The organism is Enterobacter sp. BIDMC 26 (genome assembly GCF_000534435.1).
In the GTDB taxonomy this organism is placed as follows: domain Bacteria; phylum Pseudomonadota; class Gammaproteobacteria; order Enterobacterales; family Enterobacteriaceae; genus Enterobacter; species Enterobacter ludwigii.
Window position 1 is genome coordinate 822751 of sequence record NZ_KI973182.1, and the last position, 25100, is coordinate 847850.

The 25100-nt window shown below is 56.6% G+C and carries 25 protein-coding genes and 1 other RNA gene; 12 read left to right on the top strand and 14 right to left on the bottom strand.

What is annotated here, in order from left to right:
• Positions 1–14 precede the first annotated feature (14 nt).
• Positions 15–518, top strand: a complete 504-nt coding sequence (locus tag L462_RS19435) for a DedA family protein (RefSeq protein WP_025204489.1) — start codon at positions 15–17, stop codon at positions 516–518.
• 1 nt (position 519) lies between these two features.
• Here L462_RS19435 and L462_RS19430 read toward each other — a convergent pair whose 3' ends face one another.
• Positions 520–1269, bottom strand: a complete 750-nt coding sequence (locus tag L462_RS19430) for an SDR family oxidoreductase (RefSeq protein ID WP_032677849.1) — start codon at positions 1267–1269, stop codon at positions 520–522.
• Between the two features lie 100 nt (positions 1270–1369).
• On the opposite strand from L462_RS19430, the gene L462_RS19425 reads away from it, so the two are divergent.
• Both L462_RS19425 and agp read left to right on the top strand, forming a co-directional pair.
• Positions 1370–1729 carry a winged helix-turn-helix transcriptional regulator gene (locus L462_RS19425; RefSeq protein ID WP_020884724.1) on the top strand — a complete coding sequence of 120 codons (360 nt, stop codon included), beginning with the start codon at positions 1370–1372 and terminating at the stop codon, positions 1727–1729.
• 86 nt (positions 1730–1815) lie between these two features.
• On the top strand, positions 1816–3057 hold the full coding sequence (gene agp, locus L462_RS19420) for a bifunctional glucose-1-phosphatase/inositol phosphatase (protein WP_032677850.1): 1242 nt from the start codon (positions 1816–1818) through the stop codon (positions 3055–3057).
• 32 nt (positions 3058–3089) lie between these two features.
• On the opposite strand, the gene L462_RS19415 is transcribed toward agp, so the two are convergent.
• A complete protein-coding gene (locus L462_RS19415) occupies positions 3090–3317 on the bottom strand; it encodes a YccJ family protein (RefSeq protein ID WP_014169490.1) in 228 nt (75 codons plus the stop codon).
• 18 nt (positions 3318–3335) lie between these two features.
• Positions 3336–3932 carry an NAD(P)H:quinone oxidoreductase gene (gene wrbA / locus L462_RS19410; RefSeq protein ID WP_014169491.1) on the bottom strand — a complete coding sequence of 199 codons (597 nt, stop codon included), beginning with the start codon at positions 3930–3932 and terminating at the stop codon, positions 3336–3338.
• Between the two features lie 391 nt (positions 3933–4323).
• Between wrbA and L462_RS19405 the strand changes: the two genes are divergently transcribed.
• Positions 4324–4494 carry a con-10 family general stress protein gene (locus L462_RS19405; protein WP_001273664.1) on the top strand — a complete coding sequence of 57 codons (171 nt, stop codon included), beginning with the start codon at positions 4324–4326 and terminating at the stop codon, positions 4492–4494.
• A 117-nt stretch (positions 4495–4611) separates the two neighbouring features.
• A complete protein-coding gene (locus L462_RS19400; RefSeq protein WP_032677851.1) occupies positions 4612–5535 on the top strand; it encodes a DMT family transporter in 924 nt (307 codons plus the stop codon).
• Here the strand turns inward: L462_RS19400 and rutG are convergent.
• From rutG to rutA, 7 genes are read right to left on the bottom strand one after another with little or no spacing between them, the layout of a single operon-like run.
• Positions 5523–6851, bottom strand: a complete 1329-nt coding sequence (gene rutG, locus L462_RS19395; protein WP_014169495.1) for a pyrimidine utilization transport protein G — start codon at positions 6849–6851, stop codon at positions 5523–5525. The genes L462_RS19400 and rutG overlap by 13 nt on opposite strands.
• A gap of 21 nt (positions 6852–6872) precedes the next feature.
• Positions 6873–7367, bottom strand: a complete 495-nt coding sequence (rutF, locus tag L462_RS19390) for an NADH-dependent FMN reductase RutF (RefSeq protein WP_014169496.1) — start codon at positions 7365–7367, stop codon at positions 6873–6875.
• 9 nt (positions 7368–7376) lie between these two features.
• Positions 7377–7967 carry a malonic semialdehyde reductase gene (locus L462_RS19385; protein ID WP_025204485.1) on the bottom strand — a complete coding sequence of 197 codons (591 nt, stop codon included), beginning with the start codon at positions 7965–7967 and terminating at the stop codon, positions 7377–7379.
• A 9-nt stretch (positions 7968–7976) separates the two neighbouring features.
• On the bottom strand, positions 7977–8777 hold the full coding sequence (rutD, locus tag L462_RS19380; RefSeq protein WP_020884719.1) for a pyrimidine utilization protein D: 801 nt from the start codon (positions 8775–8777) through the stop codon (positions 7977–7979).
• 7 nt (positions 8778–8784) lie between these two features.
• A complete protein-coding gene (gene rutC, locus L462_RS19375) occupies positions 8785–9171 on the bottom strand; it encodes a pyrimidine utilization protein C (RefSeq protein ID WP_020884718.1) in 387 nt (128 codons plus the stop codon).
• A gap of 11 nt (positions 9172–9182) precedes the next feature.
• The gene (rutB, locus tag L462_RS19370) at positions 9183–9872 is read right to left on the bottom strand and encodes a pyrimidine utilization protein B (RefSeq protein WP_032677852.1); all 690 of its coding nucleotides are present in this window, start codon (positions 9870–9872) and stop codon (positions 9183–9185) included.
• Complete coding sequence (rutA, locus tag L462_RS19365; protein WP_025204484.1) at positions 9872–10963, bottom strand: pyrimidine utilization protein A; 1092 nt, start codon at positions 10961–10963, stop codon at positions 9872–9874. The genes rutB and rutA overlap by 1 nt, the downstream gene beginning before the upstream one ends.
• A 243-nt stretch (positions 10964–11206) precedes the next feature.
• Between rutA and rutR the strand changes: the two genes are divergently transcribed.
• The gene (gene rutR / locus L462_RS19360) at positions 11207–11845 is read left to right on the top strand and encodes an HTH-type transcriptional regulator RutR (protein WP_014169502.1); all 639 of its coding nucleotides are present in this window, start codon (positions 11207–11209) and stop codon (positions 11843–11845) included.
• Here rutR and L462_RS19355 read toward each other — a convergent pair.
• Positions 11842–12237: a lysozyme inhibitor LprI family protein gene (locus tag L462_RS19355; protein WP_020884714.1), complete on the bottom strand. Its 396-nt coding sequence runs from the start codon at positions 12235–12237 to the stop codon at positions 11842–11844. The two genes, rutR and L462_RS19355, sit on opposite strands and share 4 nt — an antisense overlap.
• A 99-nt stretch (positions 12238–12336) precedes the next feature.
• Positions 12337–16299: a trifunctional transcriptional regulator/proline dehydrogenase/L-glutamate gamma-semialdehyde dehydrogenase gene (gene putA / locus L462_RS19350; protein WP_032677853.1), complete on the bottom strand. Its 3963-nt coding sequence runs from the start codon at positions 16297–16299 to the stop codon at positions 12337–12339.
• 423 nt (positions 16300–16722) lie between these two features.
• Here putA and putP point away from each other — a divergent pair, with 423 nt between their 5' ends.
• On the top strand, positions 16723–18231 hold the full coding sequence (gene putP / locus L462_RS19345) for a sodium/proline symporter PutP (protein ID WP_020884712.1): 1509 nt from the start codon (positions 16723–16725) through the stop codon (positions 18229–18231).
• A gap of 115 nt (positions 18232–18346) precedes the next feature.
• A complete protein-coding gene (locus L462_RS19340; protein WP_014169506.1) occupies positions 18347–18766 on the top strand; it encodes a DUF3574 domain-containing protein in 420 nt (139 codons plus the stop codon).
• A gap of 32 nt (positions 18767–18798) precedes the next feature.
• On the opposite strand, the gene L462_RS19335 is transcribed toward L462_RS19340, so the two are convergent.
• Positions 18799–19983: a NupC/NupG family nucleoside CNT transporter gene (locus L462_RS19335; RefSeq protein ID WP_032677854.1), complete on the bottom strand. Its 1185-nt coding sequence runs from the start codon at positions 19981–19983 to the stop codon at positions 18799–18801.
• Positions 19984–20234: 251 nt separating this feature from the next.
• Between L462_RS19335 and efeU the strand changes: the two genes are divergently transcribed.
• The 4 genes from efeU to phoH all read left to right on the top strand — a co-directional run bounded on the left by efeU (position 20235) and on the right by phoH (position 24815).
• Positions 20235–21068, top strand: a complete 834-nt coding sequence (gene efeU / locus L462_RS19330) for an iron uptake transporter permease EfeU (RefSeq protein ID WP_020884710.1) — start codon at positions 20235–20237, stop codon at positions 21066–21068.
• Positions 21069–21110: 42 nt separating this feature from the next.
• The gene (gene efeO, locus L462_RS19325; RefSeq protein WP_032677856.1) at positions 21111–22238 is read left to right on the top strand and encodes an iron uptake system protein EfeO; all 1128 of its coding nucleotides are present in this window, start codon (positions 21111–21113) and stop codon (positions 22236–22238) included.
• Between the two features lie 5 nt (positions 22239–22243).
• Positions 22244–23527 carry an iron uptake transporter deferrochelatase/peroxidase subunit gene (gene efeB / locus L462_RS19320; RefSeq protein WP_020884708.1) on the top strand — a complete coding sequence of 428 codons (1284 nt, stop codon included), beginning with the start codon at positions 22244–22246 and terminating at the stop codon, positions 23525–23527.
• A 499-nt stretch (positions 23528–24026) separates the two neighbouring features.
• Positions 24027–24815 carry a phosphate starvation-inducible protein PhoH gene (gene phoH, locus L462_RS0123320; RefSeq protein ID WP_024908976.1) on the top strand — a complete coding sequence of 263 codons (789 nt, stop codon included), beginning with the start codon at positions 24027–24029 and terminating at the stop codon, positions 24813–24815.
• Positions 24816–24931: 116 nt separating this feature from the next.
• Here the strand turns inward: phoH and L462_RS24155 are convergent.
• Positions 24932–25069: non-coding RNA, RtT sRNA (locus tag L462_RS24155), on the bottom strand.
• Positions 25070–25100 lie beyond the last annotated feature (31 nt).

Genomic DNA, 25100 nt, shown 5'->3' on the forward strand with positions numbered 1-25100 from the left:
CTGCGGGGTGGAATATGACGTGGTTTGACAATCTGCTGAATCATTTTGCGCTCTATCCGACGCATCTGTTCGCGCTGCTTTTCGTCATCGCGCTGAGCAAGTCTACGGTACTGGTTTCCTCCGTGCTTCCGCCGGCCTCGGTGATGCTGCTGGCAGGGATCACCGTCAGCCAGACCAGCCTGCATCCGGGACTGACGTGGCTGGCTGTCGCGGCGGGTGCCGCAACAGGGTCGGTATTGAATTATCATATCGGCCAGTTGATGGGCCACACGCGGCTGGTCACGCGCTTTACCTCCCGGCACGCCGAGAAATTTTTGCGGGTACAACATCAGCTGCAGAAAAACGGCGTGCTGGTGCTCTTTACCGCGCGTTTCCTGGCGGTGCTGCGCTATATCGTCCCGCTGGCAGCGGGCATGCTCAGACTGAACGCGGCGAAGGTGTACGCGGTAAGCCTGATTTCAGCCGTCGTATGGGCGGCGCTGTATGTCGGCATCGTCACCGGCATCAGCGCCTTTTGACCTACAGGTTTCCCATTCCGCCGTCGACCAGCAGTTCCGTTCCCACCATATAGCGCGATTCGTCAGAGGCAAGATAGAGCGCGGCTTTCGCCAGCTCCGTCGGCGTGCCCATTCTGCCCAGCGGCACAAGTTTGGTGATATCCCCCAGTATCGCCTTGAGCGCTTCCTCGCTTAACCCCGTTTTATTAAATGCCGGTGTTTCCACCGGACCCGGGCTCAGGCCGTTGACGCGAATACCGCGCGGCAACAGCTCCCCTGACAGCGTGCGTGCCAGCGACAGTAATCCCGCCTTGCTGGCGGCATAAACGCTGCTGGCAGGCAGCCCGATGCGGGCGCTCACGGATCCGCACAGGATCACAGAGGAGGGATTATTGAGCAGCGGCAGCAGTGCCTGAATCAAAAAGAACGGTCCTTTAAGGTTGATGCCCATCAGGCGATCCCAGGCGTCTTCCTGCCACTCTTCAAGCAGCCCGTGCGTCACATCGCCGGCGTTAATAAACACGGCATCAAGACGTGGCCAGCGAGAGGTGAGCGTGTCCGCCAGCACTTTTTGCGCGGCGATGTCACCCGCATCAGTCGGAATAACCCAGGCATTATCGCCCAGAATGCGTTGTGCTTCGGCAAGGGTATCCGGGTTACGTCCGGTGACAGCAACGTGCGCCCCTTCGGCAATAAATTCCTGCGCGGTAGCGAGACCAATACCGGAAGTACCGCCGGTAATCAGCGTATATTTACCTGCTAAACGACCCATGTGCTTCTCCTGAAATGACTCTGGAGAAAGCACTATAGAAACGTTAGTATCGAAAGGAAACCAGGTACCATTTGGATACTAATGAGGCAAGAGGTGTGCTATGGCGGAATCACTCACTATACCCTGTGAAAAAAAATCTGAGGTTTATCTCTGCCCGATGACGCAGTTTGTAAACCTGATTTCCGGTAAGTGGGCCATCCCGGTGCTCTATCGCCTGATTATGCTCAATGCACCGGTCCGGTTTGGCGATCTGCTGCGCGCCGCTGCCCCCATCACGCAAAAAGAGCTCACGAAGCAGTTGCGCCTGTTTGAGCAGCGCGGGCTGGTGTCGCGCACTATCTACCCGGAGATCCCACCGCGGGTGGAGTATCAGATAACCGCGCTGGGGTTAACCCTCCAGAGCGCGCTCTCCCCGCTGGCCGACTGGATGAGCGAATACGGCGATCGCCTTGAAAAGTAATCCTCAGTTTGCGAAACGCTTCCCGGAAAATTGTCACGAATCTGTCACACTCACTGCGACATTTTAAAACGAGTGAGGAATTAGGGATGAGAAAAGCACTACTCGCGCTGGCAATCGCCGGTTCCATTGCAGTGACATCTGGCGTGCAGGCGCAAGAGACGCCGGAAGGGTATCAGCTGGAACAAGTTTTAATCATGAGTCGCCATAATTTGCGCGCGCCGCTCGCCAATAATGGCAGCGTGCTCGAGCAATCCACACCGAAGCAGTGGCCAGAATGGGAGGTGCCAGGCGGTCAGCTCACCACCAAAGGTGGCGTGCTTGAAGTCTATATGGGCCACTATATGCGTGAGTGGCTGGCACAGCAGGGGATGGTGAAAACCGGCGAGTGCCCGGCCGCGGATAGCGTATATGCCTATGCCAACAGCCTGCAGCGCACTGTCGCCACCGCGCAGTTCTTTATCACCGGCGCCTTCCCGGGGTGCGATGTGCCTGTGCATCATCAGGAAAAAATGGGCACCATGGATCCGACCTTTAACCCGGTGATTACGGATAACTCACCTGCATTCCGTGAAAAAGCGCTGAAGGCGATGGAGACTGAGCGGCAGAAAATGCAGCTTGGCGAGAGCTACAAGCTGCTGGAGCAGATGACGAATTACGCCGATTCACCGTCCTGTAAAGAGAAGAACGTGTGCTCGCTGGCAGAGGCGAAAGATACCTTCAGCGCCGACTATGAAAAAGAACCTGGCGTATCGGGGCCGTTAAAAGTCGGTAACTCGCTGGTGGATGCCTTCACGCTGCAGTATTACGAAGGCTTCCCGGCAGACCAGGTTGCCTGGGGTGAAATTAAAACCGATCAGCAGTGGCGCGTGTTGTCGCAGCTGAAAAATGGCTATCAGGACTCGCTGTTTACCTCCACCGAGGTGGCGCAAAACGTGGCCAAACCGCTGGTGAAGTATATCGACCAGGCTCTCGTCACCGGGCAGGCGAAAGCGCCGAAAATCACCCTGCTGGTGGGGCATGATTCCAATATCGCGTCGCTGCTTACGGCGCTGGATTTCAAACCGTACCAGCTGCATGACCAGCACGAGCGGACGCCAATTGGCGGGAAAATTATTTTCCAGCGCTGGCATGATAAAAACGCCAACCAGGAGCTTATGAAGATTGAGTATGTCTATCAGAGCGCCGACCAGCTGCGTAACGCCAGCGTATTGTCACTGGATGCGCCGGCACAGCGTGTGACGCTGGAGCTGAAGGGGTGTCCGGTTGATGCGAACGGTTTTTGCCCAATCGATAAATTCAATGTGGTGATGAATAACGCGGCGAAATAGGTAAAACCCCCCGCTCAGGCGGGGGGAAACGTTCAGACGTTTTTACGTTCGATGGTTTGCTCACCCCAGAAGAGCGCGTCTTTGTCCGTTTTCCCGAAGGCACGTTCCAGCACTTCATCGCTGCCTTCTTCCCAAATCTGCTCTGCCAGCTTCTCGTCATAGTTCGCGACTTCAAAAATGGCTTCGGCGATCTCCGGAGAGGTGTTGCGTAAACTTGCCCATTCACCCACGCGGTGGGCTTTGGATTCTTGAGTTGGCATACTTGTCCTCCTGTTGAGTTAGCCGTTCAGTTTTTTGGCGAGGCCTGCGACATACTCACCCTGATAGCGGGCGATAGTGAGCTCTTCGTTGCTCGGCTGTCGGGAGCCATCGCCACCGGCAATGGTGGTGGCGCCGTACGGTGTCCCGCCACGAACCTGGGAAATATCAAACAGTTCCTGCGCGCCGTAGCCAATCGGCACAATCACCATCCCATGATGAGCAAGGGTAGTCCAGGTTGACGTAATCGTCTGCTCCTGACCGCCGCCGGTCCCGGTGGAGCTGAAGACGCTGGCGAGTTTGCCGTATAACGCTCCGGATGCCCAAAGTCCTCCGGTTTGATCGAGGAAGGTCCGCATCTGGCCTGACATATTGCCAAATCGGGTAGGGGTGCCGAAAATAATGGCATCGTAATCAGCCAGTTCCTGCGGGGTGGCAACCGGGGCATTTTGTGTTTTCCCCCCGGCTTTGGCGAACGCCTCAGCCTGCATCGTTTCCGGTACGCGTTTCACCACAACTTCTACGCCGTCCACTCTGTTTGCACCTTCTGCTACCGCGTGAGCCATGGTTTCAATGTGTCCATACATGGAATAATAGAGCACCAGAACTTTTGCCATTTTGCATCACTCCTCGTTTGTGTTTTCTGACAGCGGATCGCTGCGTTCATTTAAAGATAAGTCATCACAGCCAGACTGCAAAAATGAACGGCATTTCTTTGATTTATAACAATATGGATACAAAAGCGCTTTGTAGCAAAATGAAACAACTTTCCCGCTGCGGATTTTTAAAATGATAAGAAAGGCTTATAAATGGCCGTCGCGTAATCTCACCCGAATGGCTGAGATCATGTTGCAGAATATTACCTCTGACTTGCCGGATAGCCGCATTCCACTAAGCTTAATTTCACGCGGCACAGATAAAGGCACTGTCCTTCAGCCGCGCGGTGAAAGAATCCTCTTTTACTGAATGCAATATGATGTCTAATGTTTCACACTCTGGAGGTTAGAGATGGCAAACCATCGTGGTGGTTCAGGTAATTTCGCTGAAGACCGTGAAAGAGCATCAGAAGCAGGTCGTAAAGGTGGCCAGTCTAGCGGGGGGAATTTCAAAAATGACCCTCAGCGGGCATCAGAAGCTGGCAAAAAAGGGGGCAAAAACAGTCATGGCAGCAATAAGTAATACGCCGGGCTGATACCCTGCCGCCGGGATCTCCCGGCGGTTTTTTATTTCTGCAACATTGAACTGTCACCAAAGGCATCGCACACTAGAGGATTGATGCTTATTTGCTGGTGCCGCATGTCTCTCTCCCGTTTCACATTCTCCGTCAAACCTCAGGAAGCCCTTCTCATTCTGATCACCATGTTCTGGGGCGGAACCTTTCTCGCCGTCCAGTACGCGGTCACGCTGAGCGGTCCGTTCTTTTTTGTCGGCCTGCGCTTTGCGACGGCGGCGATTGCCGTGGGATTACTCTCGCTTAAAACCTTGCGCGGGCTGACGCTTAAAGAACTGAAGGCCGGGGTGGCCATTGGGGTTGCGATTGCCATGGGCTACAGTCTGCAGACGTGGGGATTGCAGACCATCACCAGCAGCAAATCGGCGTTTATCACTGCCATGTATGTGCCGCTGGTGCCATTACTGCAATGGCTCTGTCTGGGGAGAATACCGGGTCTGATGTCCTGCACGGGGATCGTGCTGGCGTTTATTGGCCTTATCTTGCTTGCCGGGCCGGAAAACAACCTGCTGGCGCTGGGGCCGGGCGAAATCATTACGCTGGTGGGTGCTATCGCGATTGCCGCGGAAATTATTCTGATCAGCGCCTGGGCTGGCAAAGTGGACGTCAAGCGCGTCACCGTGGTTCAGCTGGCGACCGCGTCGCTGGTGGCTTTTGCCACCATGGTGCCGGCAGGGGAGTCTGTTCCGCCGATGTCCACCGGGCTGGTTGTGGTGGCGCTGGGGCTGGGTATCTTTAGCGCCATTATTCAGGTCACCATGAACTGGGCGCAGCGCAGCGTTTCCCCGACGCGTGCGACGGTTATCTATACCGGTGAACCGGTATGGGCGGGCATTTTCGGGCGTATCGCCGGAGAGCGTTTACCGCTGCTGGCGCTGGTGGGTGCGGTGTTTATTGTCGCCGGCGTGCTGGTGAGTGAGCTGAAGCTGAAACGGAAGAAAAAAGCGCTGCCAGAGCGTGACAGCGCTGCGATAAATCAAGAGTCCTGATGTACCACGTCGCCCTGCGGTGCGGCCGCTTCCCGGCGGCTCAGCAGGGCGTTAAGCAGGATTGCGCCAAAGGTTGCGGTGCCAATCCCACCAAGGGTGAAGCCGCCCAGCGTCAGGGCAAAATCTCCCGCCCCCAGCACCAGCGTGACCGCCACCATAATCAGGTTGCTGTTCTGGCTCAGATCGACACGATGTTGCACCCAGATGCGTGCCCCGGCAACGGCAATCAGACCAAATACCACAATCGATGCCCCACCAATCACCGGTGCGGGAATGGTGTGGATCAGCGCGCCGAATTTCGGTGAGAAGCCGAGGAGCATCGCCATCACCGCTGCCGCCACGAAGACCAGGGTGGAGTAAACTTTGGTCACTGCCATCACACCAATATTTTCAGCGTAGGTCGTTACACCGCTGCCGCCGACCGAGCCGGAGAGCATGGTAGCCAGACCGTCGCCGACAAAGGCGCGGCCCATGTAAGGGTCCATGCTGCGCCCGGTCATACCCGCAACGGCTTTCAGATGGCCTAAGTTTTCTGCCACCAGGATCACCGCAACCGGCGCGATTAACATCATCGCCTGCGTGTTAAAGACCGGAGACGTCACCTGCGGCAGGCCGAACCAGGCGGCGTTATGCAGCAGCGTAAAATCAACCGGCTTGCCCAGACCGAAGACGTTTGCCAGCAGGGCGTACACCAGACAGGCAACGATTAATCCCACCAGGATCAACAGTCGCTGGATCATCCCCCGCGTAAACACCGCCACCAGGCCAATGCAGAGTACCGTGATCACCGCCATCCAGCTTTCAAAGGGCGAACCGGAGACGCTTCTGACGGCTATTGGCGCAAGGTTCAGACCAATTGCCATCACCACTGCCCCGGTGACGACGGGAGGCATCATCCGCTCTATCCAGCGCGTCCCGACCTTCATGACCACCAGGCCAATCAGCGTGTAGACCAGCCCGCAGGCGATAATGCCGCCGAGCGCGACGCTCAGATTCGGGTTGATGCCCTGACCGTTAAAGCCGGTGGTGGCGATGACCACGCCGACAAACGCAGCGCTGGAACCAAGATAGCTGGGCACGCGCCCGCCGGTGATGAAAAAGAACAGCAGGGTACCGATACCCGACATCAGAATGGACAGATTGGGATCAAGCCCCATCAGCATGGGCATCAGCACCGTTGCGCCAAACATCGCGACTGCGTGCTGAACCCCCATCACTAAGGTTGGCCCGAGCGGGAGCCTTTCATCCGGCGCGACCACGCCAGGTTCCGTAGAGGTCGATTTCAACTGCCAGTGGGGAAAACCGAACATTGCCATGAGCTGACTCCTTAAGGAGGGTTAACAGGCGGGTCGCATAAGCGCGTGATAGCCGCGGTCAAACCACACCAGCCCTTGCGGCGCGGGGTGGCGAATAATCGAAACGATGTCGCAAAACAGGATGTCGTGCGTGCCCACGCTCACCACCTGGCTGATACGGCAGTCAAACGAGGCCAGCGCCTCCTCCAGACGCGGGCACCCCGTTTCGCCGGTCTCCCAGCGCGCGGCGGCGAAGCGCTCGTCCATCGGGGTTTTCCCCCCAAACAGGTTTGATAGCGGCTCTTGTCCGGCGCTCAGGGTATTGACGCACAGGGTGCGGTTTTCACTGAAAGTCGGCCAGACGGATGCGCCACGGTTCAGGCATACCAGCAGCGTGGGCGGTGAATCCGTTACGCTGCACACCGCGCTGGCGGTGAAGCCCGCCATCCCGGCAGGACCGTCGGTGGTGATGATATTGACCGCCGCACCGACGCAGGCCATGGCATCACGGAAGGTTTGTTTATCGGGTGTCATCATGATGGCTCCTTATGCCAGTGCGCATGCGTCTTCAAAGGCCAGACGCGGCAAACGGCCGTAGAGTTTGCTGGTATCGCCATAGCCAATATTGATAAGCAGATTACTTTTCAGCGACGTGCCGGTGAAAAACGCGTCGTCGACTTTTTGGCGATCAAAGCCTGACATCGGGCCCGTATCGAGCCCCAGCGCCCGACAGGCGAAAATCAGGTAAGCCGCCTGCATTGCGCTGTTGCGAAAGGCGGTCTCTTCGGCAAGCGCCGGGCTTGAGGTAAACCAGCTCCGCGCATCCCCGTGGGGGAACAGGGCGGGAAGGCGTTCATAAAATTCACTATCCCAGGCGACAATCGCCGTGACCGGGGCGGTGAGGGTTTTCTCCAGGTTGCCGCTGGAAAGCGCCGGGCGCAGTTTTTCTTTTCCCTCTGCGCTTCGTACAAACACAATCCGCGCTGGCGAGCAGTTGGCGGACGTGGGACCCCATTTCATCAGGTCGTAGATCTCGCGCAGCGTCTCGTCGCTGACGGGGATCGCCTGCCAGCCGTTATGGGTGCGTGCGCCGGTAAACAGTGATGCCAGCGCGCCAGGGGTAATCGCTTCGCTCATCAGGGCTCCTTATAAAGCGGGTTCAGGGCTGTGCAGCAGGCTGGCAAGCCCGTTCAGCAGCAGCGTATTAAAGGTTTCTGGCTCGGTGACGTTGCAGGCGTGCCCGCCCTGTCGCATCACCACCTTGTGGCTGCCGGGGATGGCCGCCTGCAGCTCAGTGGAACAGACCGCAGGGATGAGCAGATCGTCGGCGGAGCAGATGAGGTGTACCGGGCAGTGAATGCGTGACGCATGGCGACTGAAGTCCGCTTTCTTCAGGGCATTCAGCCTGTGCAGCAGGTTGTTTTTGCCCTGGAAGTGGGCCAGTGCCAGGGCCTCTTCGGCCTCCAGGCGCGGCGCGCGGGCGGCCATCCAGTCGGCCGGGTAAAGAAACAGCGGCTGTGCCTCTACCCACGCCTGTGCGCCGCCTGCATGAAGCAGGCGTTCGCGGATCTGGAAACAGCGTCGGGTATGAGCATTCAGAGTGAGCCAGCCGTTCACGCACACCAGCGCGCTGAGGGCATCGGGGTGGTCGAGCGCCAGCTGCAGGCCGATCAGCGCTCCCAGCGCATGACCCACGACGCAGTAACGAACGATCCCGGCGGCATTCAGCGCCCGGGCCAGCTCGTCGGCCATCATCGCCAGGCTGTAGGCTTCCGGCAGCACGTCGGGATTATTGCCCGTCCCGCGCTGGTCGTAGCACACCACCTGGTACTCTTGCTCCAGGACGGCAAGCTGCGGTAGCCAGTAGCTGCCGCCCCCGCCAAGCCCGGCAATCAGGACAACCGTGGGCGCGCCGTCGTAAGGGGGAGGTGAGACAGAGAGCTTCATGGCCGCCTCACTTTGCGATGTGTGCAACGGTCGCGATTTCAACCAGCGCATCTGGCTTCACCAGCCCACACTGAATGCAGAACCGGGCCGGTTTATCACCGGGAAAGAATTCGGCGTAAATGTCGTTAATCGCGGCGTAGTTTTTCCAGTCGGTGATAAAGATACTGTTGAACGTCACATCCTCCATTGTGCCACCCGCTGTTTCGATCACTTTTTTGATCGTCTCCAGCACGTGGCGGGTTTGCGCCTTTGGGTCGTTGGGGTAGACCACGTTATTGTGCTGATCAAACGGCAGCGTGCCGGATACATACACCACACCATCGGCCAGCGTGCCGGGCACGAACGGGGCAATCGGGGTACTGGTTCCTGGCGGAATAATCACGGATTTCGGCATGGTCTTGTTCCTCAGGCAATACGGGCTAACGGTGGATTCAGGGCGTCGCAAAAATCCGCGACGTTGCTGACCCAGCCAAAAAAGGTTTCGATGTTGAACAGGGCCGCTTGCTGCGCAAACGCCGGCCCGGCCTGATGGGTGGCGTCTTCCAGCACCACGCCAAAATATTCCAGGAAGAAGCCGTCGCGCAGGGTGGATTCCACGCAGACGTTGGTAGCGATGCCGGTAAAGACCAGATGACGGATCCCCCGGCTGCGCAGCAGGCTGTCGAGCGGGGTGTTGAAAAAGCCGCTGTAGCGCGGTTTGGGCAGCACGATATCGCCTGCCTCTGGCACCAGCTCATCCACCAGCTGGTAATCCCAGCTGCCTTTCGCCAGCAGTGTGCCCTGCAGTTCGGGCCGTTTGCGCATGGTTTTCAGGGCGTTCGATTTATGGAAATTGGGAGAGCCCGGGCCACCGGCCTCCACATATTGATCGTCCCAGCCGTTCTGGAACCAGACGATCAGCATGCCAGCCGCGCGGGCTGCGTTGACTGCGGTTTTAATGTTCTCAATCACCGTTCGGGTGGCGGAGACGTCAAATCCCGCCAGATCCAGATAGCCGCCCTGGCTGGCATAGGCGTTTTGCATATCCACCACAATCAGGGCGCTTTGGTGCGGCGCAAAGGTGATGGCTTCCGGACGTGCTGCAAGCGTGGTCATTACGCGACCTCCTTTGTGATGGCAGGAATGTGGGCGCGGCACTGCATCAGCGGCTGAATGCGCTCGCCGAAAGTTTCCACACCGGTCAGGAACTCATCGAAGGTCAGCAGCACGCCTTCCGCACCGGGCACGGCGGCCACTTCATCGAGCATTCTGGCGACGCTGGCATAGGAACCGACCAGCGTGCCCATGTTGATGTTGACCGCTGAGGTCGGGTCGGCCATCTGACGGACGTTGGTGTCCGAGCCGGAACGGGTATCTTTCTGGCTCTGTTCGGTGAGCCAGCTCAGCGCTTCATCGTCCGCGCCCGCCTTATACCGTTCCCATTTCGCGCGGGCGGCGTCGTCGGTTTCGTCGGCAATGACCATAAACAGGACATAGGAACCCACATCGCGACCGGTTTTGTCCGCGGCCTCTTTCATGCGTGCCGCGGTCGGGGCGAAGGCGGCTGGGGTATTCACGCCTTTGCCAAAGCAGAAGTTGAAGTCGGCGTATTTAGCGGAGAATTCCATTCCTGCGTCGCTCTGCCCGGCGCAGATCACTTTCATCGGGGCGGAAGGCTGCGGGCTGACGCGGCAGTCGTTCATGGTGAAGTAGTCACCTTTGAAGTCGCTTTTGCCTGTGCCCCAGAGATCGCGCAGCACCTGCACATACTCGGTCAGGTAGTCGTAGCGGCGGGAGAAATACTCGTCGCCCGGCCAGATCCCCATCTGCTCATATTCAGGTTTTTGCCAGCCCGTAACCAGGTTAACGCCAAAGCGACCACCGGAAATGGAGTCGATGGTGGAGGCCATTCTGGCAACGATCGCCGGCGGCAGGGTGAGGGTGGCGGCCGTCGCGTAGATCTGAATGCGCGAGGTGACGGCTGCCAGCCCGGCCATCAGGGTGAAGGACTCCAGGTTGTGATCCCAGAATTCGGTTTTTCCGCCGAAACCCCGCAGTTTGATCATCGAAAGCGCAAAATCGAAATGGTAGTGCTCCGCCTTTTGCACGATGGCCTTATTCAGCTCAAAAGTAGGCATGTATTGCGGGGCGGTGGTCGAGATTAGCCAGCCGTTGTTGCCGATAGGTACAAATACGCCAATTTTCATCACGAACCTCTCTTTACGACGTTGCAGGTAAAGAGGGTTTTGCAAAGGCAATGCCAGTTTTGAAAATGGCTTTGTTATTAATGTGTTAATCAATGGTTGGTTAATTGAGATACGCAAATGTGGACTAAATGGTCAAAAACATTGCACAGAAAACAGGCATTCATGCGCGATCGGAGTGCAGAGTGTCGTGGTCGGTGAGGGGTTTTGCTATGCTGATGACAACGCAAAATATGGAGAGCGGGAATGACACAAGGTGCAGTGAAAACACCCGGTAAACGTTCGCAGGCGGTCAGTGCGAAGAAGCAGGCCATCCTGAGTGCGGCGCTGGAGACCTTTTCGCAGTTTGGTATTCATGGCACGCGCCTGGAGCAGGTGGCGGAACAGGCCGGGGTGTCGAAAACGAATCTGCTCTACTACTACCCGTCGAAAGAGGCGCTTTACATTGCGGTGATGCAGCAGATCCTCGATATCTGGCTGGCGCCGCTCAAGGCGTTTCGCGAAGAGCTTGCCCCGCTGGTGGCAATCAGGGAGTACATTCGCCTGAAGCTGGAGGTGTCGCGTGATTATCCGCAGGCGTCACGGCTGTTCTGCCTGGAGATGCTGCAGGGTGCACCGCTGTTGCAGGCGGAACTGACCGGGGATTTAAAACAGCTGGTTGACGAGAAATCGGCCATTATTGCCGGATGGGTGGCGGGCGGGAAGCTGGCTCCAGTTGACCCACATCATCTGATCTTTATGATTTGGGCCTCCACTCAGCATTACGCTGACTTTGCGGCCCAGGTTGAAGCGGTAACCGGTAAGACGCTTCAGGATGAGGCGTTTTTCCACAGCACGCTGGAAAACGTTCAGCAGATGATCATTGAAGGGATCCGCGTGCGTTAGTTTCCCGGCGGAAGAGGGCAGCTTAAATCGCCCTCTTCACACTGCATCAGTGAGGCAAGAAACGCTTCACGCTCAACGGTTTTTTCGTTCAGGCACTGGCTGATGATCATCGGCTGGACGCTGCCTCCCTCAGTACCCGACCCGATAAAGTTGCAGTCGGCATCGCGCAGGGCAATCCACGCCTGCTGTGCCTTTTTCAGAAGCTCACGCTGTGGGGCTTCTGCGCGTTTGATGGCAGCCTGATACGTCTGATTCAGTTTTTTATCGGCGGCCTGGTACTGCTGCGCCGTACAGGTATTCATTTCAAGCTGGGTGGTCGCATTTGCGCACTCTTCTGCCAGCGCGTTCGCGCTCAGCAGCAATGCAGCCCCCGCGATCAGATATCTTTTCATCATCCCTCCATGTAAAAAAGCCGGATGCGCTGTGCTTATCCGGCCCTGGTTATTTTGTCACCCCGGTAAGCGTAGTGCCACCGGGGATATTTTACACGATTAACCGATTGTCATCAGGCTCGCGTTACCGCCCGCCGCCGCGGTGTTCACGCTGAGCGAGCGCTCAACGTACAGACGTTCCAGCAACAGGTTGGTTTCGCCGCGGGCGAAGCCCTGTACCGAAACAATCGCACCGCTGCGGGCCGCTACCTGCTCGCACAGTTCGCGCAGCTGGTCGGAATCACCGTGATAGATAACGGCATCAAACGGCTGAGTCAGCAAAGCATCGGGCTTCGCAAAATGAATGCGGGCAGAGACCGTTTTCGGCAGCTGTTTCGCGAGGTCACGATGCAGTGCATCTTCCGGCCACAGCACTTCACAACCGGTTGCAGCAGCGGCGGCCAGCTGAACCAGCGCATCCTGCTCGTTGTCCGCCACGCACAGCACACGCTCGCGCGGCATCAGCGTCCAGGTGTTGCGCTCACCGGTTGGCCCCGGCAGCAGGCGCTGCGTTCCCGCCTGCGCCAGTTCGCCATACTGCTGTGCGACAGCGCGCAGTTCCGGGCGTTTTTCTGCCCACGTGATGAGCGCTTCAAGCGGCTGTGTCAGCACGGCCTTCAGCTGCGCGTCCACCGGACGTTCGGCATCCTGACGTGCCAGCGTCACGCCGAGCGCATTGTCCGGACGGTTTGCCAGCAGACGGTACAGGTAGAGTGGACCGCCGGCTTTTGGACCGGTACCTGACAGACCTTCACCGCCGAACGGCTGTACGCCCACCACCGCGCCGACCATGTTACGGTTGACGTACAGGTTGCCTACTTTAGCGCTGCCGGTCACCTGAGCGATGGTCTCATCGATGCGGGTATGCACGCCGAGGGTCAGGCCATAGCCGGAGGCGTTAATCTGTTCAATCAGCTCGTTGAGGTTGTTACGGTTGTAGCGCACCACGTGCAATACCGGGCCAAAGACCTCTTTTTTCAGCTCGTCGAAGCTGGCCAGTTCAATCAGCGTTGGCGGCACAAAGGTGCCGGTCTGCCACTCGCGGGCATCCTCGTTGTTTTCACGCACGGCCTGGAAGACCGGACGGCCTTTGGCGCGCATGGTCTGAATGTGGTTTTCGATATTTGCTTTGGCTTCCGCGTCGATAACCGGCCCGATATCGGTCGTGAGACGGCCCGGGTTACCCATACGACATTCGCCCATCGCGCCGCGCAGCATCTTCAGCGTGTGGTCTGCCACGTCATCCTGCAGACACAGCACGCGCAGGGCGGAACAGCGCTGGCCCGCGCTGTCGAAGGCGGAGGCGAGAACATCGACCACCACCTGCTCGGTGAGCGCGGAGGAGTCGACGATCATGGCGTTCATGCCGCCGGTTTCAGCGATGAGCGGCGTTGGACGCCCCTGTGCATCAAGACGGGTGGCAATATTGCGCTGCAGCAGGGAGGCCACTTCAGTCGAGCCGGTAAACATCACGCCGCGCACACGGTTATCGGCGGTCAGTTTCGCCCCGACCGTTTCACCGCGGCCCGGCAACAGCTGTATGACACCCGCAGGCACGCCCGCTTCCAGCAGAATGTTAATACCCTGAGCGGCAATCAGCGGGGTCTGCTCCGCCGGTTTTGCCAGCACGCTGTTGCCTGCGGCAAGTGCGGCGGCAATCTGGCCGGTGAAGATCGCCAGCGGGAAGTTCCACGGACTGATACACACCACCGGACCGAGAGGACGGTGGGTTTCGTTATCGAAATCATCACGAACCTGGCCTGCGTAGTAGTGCAGGAAGTCGACCGCTTCACGAACTTCGGCAATGGCGTTGCTGAAGGTTTTACCTGCTTCGCGCACCAGGATCCCGATGAGCGACTGCATCTGGTCTTCCATCAGCACCGCAGCACGTTCCAGAATGGCGCCACGCTCTTGCGGCGGCGTCGCGAACCAGATTGGCGCGTTATTCACCGCGCTGTCCAGCGCCTGATCCACTTCTGCTTCGGTTGCTTCCCGCACGTAGCCGACGATATCTTTTGGCTCCGCCGGGTTAATCACGGGCTGCATTTCGCCATCAGCGACGGGCTGCTCCAGAATCGGTTTGGCCTGCCATTTCTGCAGCGCGCTGTTGAGCAGGGCGGAGGAGAGGGAGGCCAGACGGTGTTCGTTCGCCAGGTCCAGGCCCGCGGAGTTCACGCGACCTTTGCCGTACAGTTCACGCGGCAGCGGGATCTTCGGATGCGGCAGGCCAATCTGACCTTCCTGGGCCGCCATCTTCTCAACCGCCTGCACCGGATCGGCAACCAGCTCGTCAAGCGGCAGGGTGGTATCGGCGATACGGTTAACGAAGGAGGTGTTCGCCCCGTTCTCCAGCAGACGACGCACCAGGTACGCCAGCAGGGTTTCATGGGTGCCCACCGGGGCATAAATACGGCACGGACGGTTCAGTTTGCCATCCGCCACTTTACCGGTGACCTGCTCGTACAGCGGTTCACCCATGCCGTGCAGGCACTGGAACTCATACTGACCCGGATAGTAGTTCTGTCCGGCCAGGCTGTAGATGGCCGCCAGGGTGTGGGCGTTATGGGTGGCAAACTGCGGGTAAATCAGGTTCGGCACGCCGAGCAGTTTTTTTGCGCAGGCGAGGTATGAGACATCGGTGTAAACCTTGCGGGTATAGACCGGATAGCCTTCCAGACCTTCCATCTGGGCGCGTTTAATTTCGCTGTCCCAGTAGGCGCCTTTCACCAGGCGGATCATCAGGCGACGGCGGCTGCGGCTTGCCAGGTCAATCAGGTAATCAATCACGAACGGACAACGTTTCTGATACGCCTGGATAACGAAACCAATTCCGTTCCAGCCTGCCAGCTCCGGCTCGAAGCACAGTTTTTCCAGCAGATCGAGGGAGATCTCCAGGCGGTCGGCCTCTTCGGCATCGATGTTGATACCGATGTCGTACTGGCGCGCCAGCAGGGTCAGGGATTTCAGGCGCGGATAGAGCTCTTCCATCACCCGGTCGTACTGCGCACGGCTGTAGCGCGGATGCAGGGCCGAGAGCTTGATGGAGATCCCCGGGCCTTCATAAATACCGCGACCGTTTGACGCTTTACCAATGGCGTGAATCGCCTGCTGGTAAGAGACCATATAAGCCTGCGCATCGGCGGCGGTCAGCGCCGCTTCACCCAGCATGTCGTAAGAGTAGCGGAAACCTTTATCTTCGAGCTTACGGGCGTTGGCCAGCGCTTCCGCGATGGTTTCGCCGGTAACAAACTGCTCGCCCATCAGGCGCATCGCCATATCCACGCCTTTGCGGATCAGCGGTTCACCGCTCTTGCCGATGATGCGGTTCAGGGAGCGAGAGAGGTTGGCTTCGTTATGAGTCGAGACCAGTCGGCCGGTAAACAGCAGGCCCCAGGTCGCCGCGTTGACGAACAGCGACGGGCTGCGGCCAATGTGTGACTGCCAGTTACCGTTGCTGATTTTGTCGCGGATCAGTGCGTCACGGGTGGCTTTGTCAGGAATACGCAACAGCGCTTCCGCCAGACACATCAGCGCTACGCCCTCCTGAGAGGAGAGGGAAAACTCCTGCAGCAGACCCTGTACCATTCCGGCGCGGCCGGTGGCATTTTTCTGGTTACGCAATTTGTCGGCAAGTTGATACGCCAGGCTGTGCGCCTGAGAGGCAATGGCTTCTGGCAGACGGGCCTGCTCCAGCAGCATCGGTACGGCGTCGGTTTCGGCACGACGGTAAGCACCGGTAATGGCGGCGCGGCTGACCGACTGAGGCAGGATCTGCTCGGCGAATTCAAGGAACGGCTGATGGTTTTCGTCAGCAGCGGCGGAAACCTCATCACTTTCATTGGCCGCACCCGCCAGCAACGCGGGCAGCTCTGGCAGCCCCTCATCGCTTTCGAGCCTTTCGAGGTAGTTAAAAATCGCCTGCTTGATTAGCCAGTGCGGCGTGCGGTCAATGCGGGTTGCTGCGGTCTTAATCCGTTCGCGGGTTGCGTCATCCAGCTTAACCCCCATGGTGGTCATACCCATGCCAAAGCTCCTGTTGTTCTGTCGTCGTGTGCTATCGATAGCGTGAAATATCCACCATGTTGCAACTTTGTGCAACCGTGTTAAATGTGACCTGGTTTGCAACCCAGGAAATGAATGGATTGTTAAGAGATGGTTAGCTGGAAAAAAGTGCTGGTTTCTGGATGAGAGGCCTGTTTTTATGCGGGACTTAACACTTTTAAAAGGTGCAACCCGTAAAAGCGTGAGCGAGTGCAACCTATACGAAAGACGTATAAAACCAGGGATGAATTTGATGTAAATGCAGTGTTAAATCGTTTGTGTGCGAGCACTGCTTACGGCAGGATACGCGCGGCCAACAGAAACACATACACACATCACTACGTTCCGGTGATGACATAACAAGGCAACCCGGACGGTTGTCGCTCGACATTTTGGAGAATTTGAATGGCAATTAGCACACCGATGCTGGTGACATTTCTCGTTTATATATTTGGCATGATCCTGATAGGGTTTTTGGCATGGCGTTCAACAAAGAACTTTGACGACTACATTCTGGGCGGGCGTAGCTTAGGGCCGATGGTCACCGCACTCTCTGCGGGCGCGTCCGACATGAGCGGCTGGCTGCTGATGGGGCTGCCGGGGGCGATTTTCATCTCCGGTATTTCTGAAAGCTGGATTGCCATTGGCCTGACCGTCGGGGCATGGATCAACTGGAAGCTGGTTGCAGGCCGTCTGCGCGTGCATACCGAAGCCAACAACAATGCGTTGACCCTGCCGGATTACTTCACCGGACGCTTTGAAGATAACAGCCGCGTGCTGCGTATTATCTCTGCGCTGGTTATCCTCGTGTTCTTCACCATCTATTGTGCCTCTGGCATTGTGGCCGGTGCGCGCCTGTTCGAAAGCACCTTCGGCATGAGCTATGAAACGGCGCTGTGGGCCGGTGCTGCGGCAACCATTCTCTATACCTTCGTGGGCGGTTTCCTGGCCGTAAGCTGGACTGACACCGTGCAGGCGAGCCTGATGATCTTCGCTCTGATCCTGACGCCAGTCATTGTCATCTTCACCGTCGGCGGCTTTGCTGATTCGCTTGAAGTGATTAAGCAGAAGAGCATTGAAAACGTCGACATGCTGAAAGGGCTGAACTTTGTCGCCATCGTTTCGCTGATGGGCTGGGGTCTGGGCTACTTCGGTCAGCCGCACATTCTGGCGCGCTTCATGGCCGCTGACTCTCACCACACGATTGTTCATGCCCGTCGTATCAGTATGACGTGGATGATCCTCTGTCTGGCGGGTGCCTGTGCGGTTGGTTTCTTCGGCATCGCTTACTTCAACAATAACCCGGCGCAGGCAGGTGCAGTAAACCAGAACGCCGAGCGTGTGTTCATCGAACTGGCGGGCATTCTGTTCAACCCGTGGATTGCCGGTATTCTGCTCTCCGCGATCCTGGCGGCCGTGATGTCCACCCTGAGCTGCCAGCTGCTGGTCTGCTCAAGTGCAATCACCGAAGACCTCTACAAAGCGTTCCTGCGTAAAGATGCGAGCCAGAAAGAGCTGGTATGGGTGGGGCGTTTCATGGTGCTGGTGGTGGCCTTAATCGCCATTGCGCTGGCGGCAAACCCTGAGAACCGCGTGCTGGGCCTGGTAAGCTACGCGTGGGCGGGCTTTGGTGCGGCGTTTGGTCCGGTGGTGCTCTTCTCGGTGCTGTGGTCGCGCATGACCCGCAACGGCGCGCTGGCGGGGATGATTATCGGTGCGCTTACCGTGATCGTCTGGAAGCAGTTCGCCTGGCTCGGTCTGTACGAAATTATCCCGGGCTTCATCTTCGGCAGTATCGGCATTGTGGTGTTCAGCCTGCTGGGTAAAGCGCCTTCTGCCTCAATGCAGAAACGTTTTGCTGAAGCAGACGCACACTATCACACTGCACCGCCGTCTAAGCTGCAGGCTGAGTAATCTTTTTCGCTGATAGTCAGGCCGGGTAAGCGCGCGCGCTACCCGGCTTTTTTCTTGCCAAAATCCGCAATTTACGATGATATCGCTGTGCTTATAACAATGAGGATAGCGAAGCATGACAATCAAAACAGGGGTAATGGCAGCGGCATTATTGATGCTGGCGGGCTGCAGTGTGCCGTCGCAACACGCGGCGATGGAGACCTGCAAAGCGGATAACCAGATGCAGCAAACCACGCTCTATTTCGGGCTAAACCGTCCTGCAGGGGCGCAAATTACCACCGGCGAGTGGCAGCAGTTCGTTGACCAGGACGTGACGCCGCGTTTTCGCGATGGCCTGACGGTCTTTGATGCGCGCGGGCAGTGGCTGGGTAACGACGGGAAAGTGGCGCGTGAACCGAGCAAGGCGCTTATGCTGATCCACGGTAAAGATGCGCAGAGCGAGAAGAATATTGAAGCGTTGCGCGGTATTTATAAATCACGCTTCGCGCAGGAGTCGGTGATGCGGGTCGATCAACCGGTGTGCGTGCAGTTTTAATGAAAAACGGCGGGAGAACCCGCCGTTATCGCTTACAGCACCAGTCCTGCAAAGCTGGCGGACAGCAAACTGACCAGCGTCGCGCCATACACCAGACGTAAGCCAAAACGCGATACCACGTTCCCCTGTTGCTCGTTCAGGCCTTTGATCGCCCCGGCCACAATGCCGATAGAGGCAAAGTTAGCGAACGACACCAGGAAAACGGACAAAATGCCCAGTCCGCGTGGTGACATCTGATGCGCAATTTTTTGCAGCTCAATCATTGCCACAAATTCATTTGCGACCAGCTTGGTTGCCATAATACTGCCGGCATTCAACGCGTCGCTCAGTGGGATACCAACCAGCCACGCCAGCGGATAAAATACATAGCCCAGGATCTGCTGGAAGCTCATACCAAATACGCTGGAGAAGAGGGCGTTAACGGCGCTAATAAGGGCAATAAAGCCAATCAGCATCGCCAGAATAATCATCGCCACTTTAAAACCGGCCAGAATATACTCGCCAAGCATTTCGAAGAAGCTCTGGGACTCGTGCAGCTTTTCAAGCTTGATGTCCGGCTCTGCTTCCGGGCGCGCCGGGTTGATAATGGAGAGAATAATAAAGGTGCTGAACATGTTCAGGATGAGCGCGGCAACGACAAATTTGGCGTCGAGCATGGTCATATAGGCACCGACAATCGACAGGGATACCGTCGACATGGCCGTGGCCGCCATGGTGAAGAGACGACGAGAGGAGAGGTCGCCAAGTACACCCTTGTAGGCAATAAAGTTTTCAGACTGTCCGAGGATCAGCGAGCTCACCGCGTTGAACGATTCCAGCTTACTCATGCCATTCAGTTTTGACAGCAGTGTCCCGATCACCCGAATAAAAATCGGCAGAATTCGCCAGTGCTGAAGAATACCAATCAGTGCGGAGATAAAAATAATCGGGCAGAGTACGCCGAGGAAAATGAACGCCAGTCCTTTTTCACCCATCCCGCCAAAGACGAAATTGGTGCCTTCGGCCGCGAATTTCAGCAGTGACTCAAAGAATCCCGAGACATATTTAATAATGAACAGCCCGCTTTCGGCATGAAGGAAAAAGAACGCCAGGGCTATTTCAATGACAATCAGCTGTAAAACAAAACGAATGCGAATTTTTCGGCGGTCGAAACTCACCAGCCAGGCAAGCGCAAGAATAATCACCAGCGCCAGCAGGAAATGGATAATGTTAAACATGGTTAATTTTCAGTTGGTTTTTGAGGCAGATATTTAGCCACAGCCCTGATTAACCGTAAATGGGCATTTTCGCTATAACTTATAAACTTAACGATAACGCCAACAATTATTACCAGGCTGGGTGTTTACAACTCGTCATCAAAACAACACACATTTCGCTTGTTTTTCTTGCTGGCGTAATGATAATCACTATCACAAGAATTTACCTTTCTTTGCATCAGTTGACCGCGATAAACATTTAAGGTGTCGGCATGTTTGTTCCATTTCTCATTATGTTACGTGAAGGTCTCGAAGCGGCCCTCATCGTCAGCCTCATCGCCAGTTATCTGAAGCGAACCCAGCGTGGACGCTGGATTGGTGTCATGTGGATTGGGGTATTCCTCGCTGCAGCACTCTGTCTGGGCCTCGGCATTCTTATCAATGAAACCACCGGTGAGTTTCCCCAGAAAGAGCAAGAGTTGTTTGAAGGGATCGTGGCCGTCATTGCCGTGGTAATCCTCACCTGGATGGTGTTCTGGATGCGTAAAGTGTCCCGCAACGTGAAGGTGCAGCTTGAGCAGGCGGTGGATAACGCCCTGCAAAAGGGCAATAACCACGGCTGGGCGCTGATCATGATGGTCTTTTTCGCCGTGGCGCGGGAAGGGCTGGAGTCGGTTTTCTTCCTGCTGGCGGCATTTCAGCAGGATGTGGGGATCTGGCCACCGCTGGGTGCGATGCTGGGTCTGGCCACTGCGGTGGTGCTGGGCTTCCTGCTCTACTGGGGCGGCATTCGTCTTAACCTGGGTGCGTTCTTTAAATGGACCAGCCTGTTTATTCTGCTGGTGGCCGCTGGGCTGGCGGCGGGGGCGATCCGCGCTTTCCACGAAGCGGGCCTGTGGAATCACTTCCAGGAAGTGGCGTTCGACCTCAGTAACGTGCTCTCAACGCACTCCCTGACCGGTACCTTGCTCGAAGGTATTTTTGGTTACCAGGAAACGCCGAGCGTCAGCGAAGTGGCGATGTACTTTATCTATTTGGTTCCGGCGCTGGTGCTGTTTGCCATGCCGCCGCGCACCGGCACTCAGACGTCGCGCGTTGCGCCGTAATCTGACTGCATTAGTTACAACATACTTTTAAAGGGAAGAGTCATGGCAATTCAGTTCCGTCGTAGTGCGTTATGCGTAGGCATTGCCGCGCTGTTCGCTTCAGCATTTTCCGCCTGGGGCGCGGATGTTCCGCAGGTCAAGGTTTCGGTCAATGATAAGCAGTGCGAGCCAATGACCATCACGGTCAACAGCGGCAAAACCCAGTTTATTATTCAGAACCACAGCCAGAAGGCGCTAGAGTGGGAAATCCTGAAAGGCGTCATGGTGGTGGAAGAGCGTGAAAATATCGCGCCGGGCTTTAGTCAGAAGATGACTGCCAACCTGCAGCCGGGTGAATATGAGATGACCTGCGGGCTGCTGACGAACCCTAAAGGCAAGCTTATCGTGAAGGGCGACGCCACGGCCGACGCCGGAAAAGGCACGGCCCTGTTGAGCCTGGGTGATGCGATTACTGCTTATAAAGCGTATGTCATCAAAGAGACGGCGGACCTGGCTACCGGTACCAAAGCCTTCACCGATGCAGTAAAAGCGGGCGATATCGCGAAAGCGAAATCCCTGTATGCGCCAACCCGTCAGCATTACGAGCGTATTGAGCCGATTGCCGAGTTGTTCTCTGACCTGGATGGCAGCATTGATGCCCGTGAAGATGATTTTGAGCAGAAAGCCGCCGACCCGAAATTTACCGGCTTCCATCGTCTGGAGAAAGCCCTGTTTGGCGATAACACTCTCAAAGGGATGGATAAATATGCCGATCAGCTGAACAGTGACGTGCTTGAGCTGCAAAAACGCATCAGTGAGCTGGCCTTCCCGCCATCAAAAGTGGTGGGCGGTGCCGCGGGTCTGATTGAAGAAGTGGCGGCAAGTAAAATCAGCGGTGAAGAAGACCGTTACAGCCACACCGACCTGTGGGACTTCCAGGCGAACGTCGATGGCGCGCAGAAAATTGTCGATCTGCTACGTCCTCAGCTGCAGAAAGATAACAGCGAACTGCTGGCGAAAGTGGATGCCAACTTCAAAAAAGTCGACACCATTCTGGCGAAGTACCGTACCAAAGACGGGTTTGAAACCTACGATAAACTGACCGATGCCGACCGTAACGCGTTGAAAGGCCCGATTACCACACTGGCGGAAGATCTCTCCCTGCTGCGTGGCGTACTGGGTCTGGATTAAGCACGATGAACAAGCAGAATGAACACGACGTGGTGGAACCTTCACGTCGTCGATTGTTAAAAGGAGTAGGGGCGCTGGGGGGCGCCCTTGCTCTGGCCGGAGGGTGCCCGGTGGCGCATGCGGCGAAACCGCAAAGTGCTCCCGGCACGCTGTCACCCAATGCACGCATGGAGACGCAGCCTTTTTATGGCGAGCATCAGTCGGGCATTCTGACGCCACAGCAGGCCTCCATGATGCTGGTGGCTTTTGATTCGCTGGCAAGCGATAAAGCCGATCTTGAGCGTTTGTTCCGCCTGCTGACGACGCGCATCGCGTTTCTCACCGCCGGTGGTCCGGCGCCGGACACGCCTAACCCGCGTCTGCCGCCGATGGATTCCGGTATCCTCGGGGCATTTATCGCTCCGGATAACCTGACGATAACCGTTTCGCTCGGTGAGTCGCTGTTTGATGCGCGTTACGGGCTGGCAAAACAGAAGCCAAAAGCGCTGCAGAAAATGACGCGTTTCCCGAATGACTCTCTGGATGCTGCTCTCTGCCACGGCGATCTGCTCCTGCAAATTTGCGCCAACACCCAGGATACGGTGATCCACGCGCTGCGCGACATCATCAAGCACACGCCGGACCTGCTGAGCGTTCGCTGGAAGCGGGAAGGGTTTATCTCTGACCATGCCGCCCGCAGCAAAGGGAAAGAGACGCCCGTAAACCTGCTGGGCTTTAAAGACGGCACGGCCAACCCGGACAGCCGTAATGACCCGCTCATGAAAGAGGTGGTCTGGGTGACGGCCGATCAGGGCGAGCCGGCATGGGCTGTGGGTGGAAGTTATCAGGCGGTGCGGATTATTCAGTTCCACGTGGAGTTCTGGGACCGTACGCCGCTCAAAGAGCAGCAGACGATTTTTGGCCGCGATAAACAGAGTGGCGCTCCGCTCGGGATGAAGAACGAGCATGATGTGCCTGACTACGCCAGCGATCCGAATGGCGATGTCATCGCGCTGGACAGCCATATCCGCCTGGCCAATCCGCGTACCAAAGAGACACAATCCAGCCTGATGATGCGTCGGGGATATAGCTATTCACTTGGCGTAACCAACGCCGGCCAGCTCGATATGGGGCTGCTGTTTGTCTGCTATCAGCACGACCTGGAGAAGGGCTTCCTGACCGTACAGAAACGCTTAAACGGGGAAGCGCTGGAAGAGTACATTAAACCCATCGGCGGCGGTTATTTCTTTGCCCTGCCTGGCGCACGCGATCGCAACGCCTATCTCGCTCAAGGGTTGATTGAAGCCTGATAATTGTCCCTGCGATAATTCGCGGGGACATTATTTTTTCATATGCCTGTCCTGCTGTTATATTTCTGTAATATTCCTGTATGAGACTGATTTCCACTGTAGGGACAGTCTTAAAGTTACGTTCAGGTAAAATAAATGTTGCATTTATGATAACTCCTGATGTACTTAAGATAAGACAGCGGTAGTTCCCGGCAGTGATGCTGAATCACTATGGAGATCGCGAATGGTTGCGTCCTGTACTGGACATGGTAAACACAACACCCGCAGCACCCGGCGCGGAGGCTCAGACTCCGGCAGCGATTTCCTCACCACAAAATTATCCCCTTCAACTCAAGAATCTCTTTCGACCGACGTGCAGAATGGTGCGCGTAGCCGTTCTGTTGCGTCATCCGGTAAAGCAAGCAATGGCTTACAAGGAAGCCAACCCTCTGATGTTCGTGCGCATAATCGTGCTGAAACTGGCACGTGTGATGAATACCAACAACTCAAGGTGCTATCCATGGGAAGACAAAAAGCAGTGATCAAAGCTCGTCGCGAAGCAAAACGTGTGCTGAGACGGGATTCACGTAGCCATAAACAGCGTGAAGAAGAATCGGTCACCTCGCTTGTGCAGATGAGTGGCGTAGAAGCAATTGGCATGGCCCGAGACAGCCGTGATAATTCTCCAATTGTGGCGCGCAATGAGGCTCAGGCGCACTACCTGAATGCTATCGAGAGTAAACAGCTCATCTTTGCAACCGGCGAAGCCGGATGCGGGAAAACGTGGATCAGTGCAGCCAAAGCGGCAGAGGCGCTGATCCATAAAGACGTGGAGAGAATTATTGTCACCCGTCCGGTACTGCAGGCTGATGAAGATCTTGGCTTCTTGCCCGGAGATATTTCAGAGAAGTTTGCCCCTTACTTCAGGCCCGTCTATGACGTGCTGGTGAAACGTCTGGGAGCATCCTTTATGCAGTACTGTCTGCGACCAGAGATTGGCAAGGTGGAAATCGCGCCGTTCGCTTATATGCGCGGACGTACATTTGAAAATGCGGTCGTCATTCTTGACGAGGCTCAGAACGTGACCGCAGCGCAAATGAAGATGTTTTTAACGCGCCTCGGGGAAAACGTGACGGTCATCGTCAATGGTGATATTACCCAGTGCGATCTGCCGTCGGGCGTGAAGTCCGGACTGAGCGACGCCATGTCACGTTTTGAGGAAGATGAGATGATTGGGGTGGTACGCTTCACGAAAGAAGACTGCGTGCGTTCAGCGCTCTGCCAGCGCACGCTGCAAGCGTACTATTGAGTTAGCCGTTGTGTTCAAGGCCCGGGAAACCGGGCTTTGTTTTTTGTGCGGGCGTCCTGTCCGGAGAATATAAAAGAAAAAAGCCCGTACTTTCGTACGCGCTCTTATCTTGAATATGGCGGTGAGGGGGGGATTGACTCGCTTCGCTCGCCCTGCGGGCAGCCTGTTCGCTGCGCGCTCAGTCTGTCCAACTGGCTGTCGCCAGTTGTCGAACCCCGGTCGGGGATTCTCATCCCCCCTGTCCGGGGAATATAAAAGAAAAAAGCCCGTACTTTCGTACGAGCT

Excerpts from the sequence above, each read along its gene's own strand:
- rutC (WP_020884718.1), bottom strand. The coding sequence starts at position 9,171 with ATGCCGAAATCCGTGATTATTCCGCCAGGAACCAGTACCCCGATTGCC.
- efeO (WP_032677856.1), top strand. The coding sequence starts at position 21,111 with ATGGCAATTCAGTTCCGTCGTAGTGCGTTATGCGTAGGCATTGCCGCG.
- L462_RS19415 (WP_014169490.1), bottom strand. The coding sequence starts at position 3,317 with ATGCCAACTCAAGAATCCAAAGCCCACCGCGTGGGTGAATGGGCAAGT.
- rutG (WP_014169495.1), bottom strand. The coding sequence starts at position 6,851 with ATGGCAATGTTCGGTTTTCCCCACTGGCAGTTGAAATCGACCTCTACG.
- L462_RS19430 (WP_032677849.1), bottom strand. The coding sequence starts at position 1,269 with ATGGGTCGTTTAGCAGGTAAATATACGCTGATTACCGGCGGTACTTCC.
- agp (WP_032677850.1), top strand. The coding sequence starts at position 1,816 with ATGAGAAAAGCACTACTCGCGCTGGCAATCGCCGGTTCCATTGCAGTG.
- L462_RS19405 (WP_001273664.1), top strand. The coding sequence starts at position 4,324 with ATGGCAAACCATCGTGGTGGTTCAGGTAATTTCGCTGAAGACCGTGAA.
- efeB (WP_020884708.1), top strand. The coding sequence starts at position 22,244 with ATGAACAAGCAGAATGAACACGACGTGGTGGAACCTTCACGTCGTCGA.
- L462_RS19335 (WP_032677854.1), bottom strand. The coding sequence starts at position 19,983 with ATGTTTAACATTATCCATTTCCTGCTGGCGCTGGTGATTATTCTTGCG.
- wrbA (WP_014169491.1), bottom strand. The coding sequence starts at position 3,932 with ATGGCAAAAGTTCTGGTGCTCTATTATTCCATGTATGGACACATTGAA.
- putP (WP_020884712.1), top strand. The coding sequence starts at position 16,723 with ATGGCAATTAGCACACCGATGCTGGTGACATTTCTCGTTTATATATTT.
- rutF (WP_014169496.1), bottom strand. The coding sequence starts at position 7,367 with ATGATGACACCCGATAAACAAACCTTCCGTGATGCCATGGCCTGCGTC.
- rutR (WP_014169502.1), top strand. The coding sequence starts at position 11,207 with ATGACACAAGGTGCAGTGAAAACACCCGGTAAACGTTCGCAGGCGGTC.
- putA (WP_032677853.1), bottom strand. The coding sequence starts at position 16,299 with ATGGGTATGACCACCATGGGGGTTAAGCTGGATGACGCAACCCGCGAA.
- rutB (WP_032677852.1), bottom strand. The coding sequence starts at position 9,872 with ATGACCACGCTTGCAGCACGTCCGGAAGCCATCACCTTTGCGCCGCAC.
- efeU (WP_020884710.1), top strand. The coding sequence starts at position 20,235 with ATGTTTGTTCCATTTCTCATTATGTTACGTGAAGGTCTCGAAGCGGCC.
- L462_RS19355 (WP_020884714.1), bottom strand. The coding sequence starts at position 12,237 with ATGAAAAGATATCTGATCGCGGGGGCTGCATTGCTGCTGAGCGCGAAC.
- rutA (WP_025204484.1), bottom strand. The coding sequence starts at position 10,963 with ATGAAAATTGGCGTATTTGTACCTATCGGCAACAACGGCTGGCTAATC.
- L462_RS19385 (WP_025204485.1), bottom strand. The coding sequence starts at position 7,967 with ATGAGCGAAGCGATTACCCCTGGCGCGCTGGCATCACTGTTTACCGGC.
- L462_RS19340 (WP_014169506.1), top strand. The coding sequence starts at position 18,347 with ATGACAATCAAAACAGGGGTAATGGCAGCGGCATTATTGATGCTGGCG.
- L462_RS19435 (WP_025204489.1), top strand. The coding sequence starts at position 15 with ATGACGTGGTTTGACAATCTGCTGAATCATTTTGCGCTCTATCCGACG.
- L462_RS19400 (WP_032677851.1), top strand. The coding sequence starts at position 4,612 with ATGTCTCTCTCCCGTTTCACATTCTCCGTCAAACCTCAGGAAGCCCTT.
- rutD (WP_020884719.1), bottom strand. The coding sequence starts at position 8,777 with ATGAAGCTCTCTGTCTCACCTCCCCCTTACGACGGCGCGCCCACGGTT.
- phoH (WP_024908976.1), top strand. The coding sequence starts at position 24,027 with ATGGGAAGACAAAAAGCAGTGATCAAAGCTCGTCGCGAAGCAAAACGT.
- L462_RS19425 (WP_020884724.1), top strand. The coding sequence starts at position 1,370 with ATGGCGGAATCACTCACTATACCCTGTGAAAAAAAATCTGAGGTTTAT.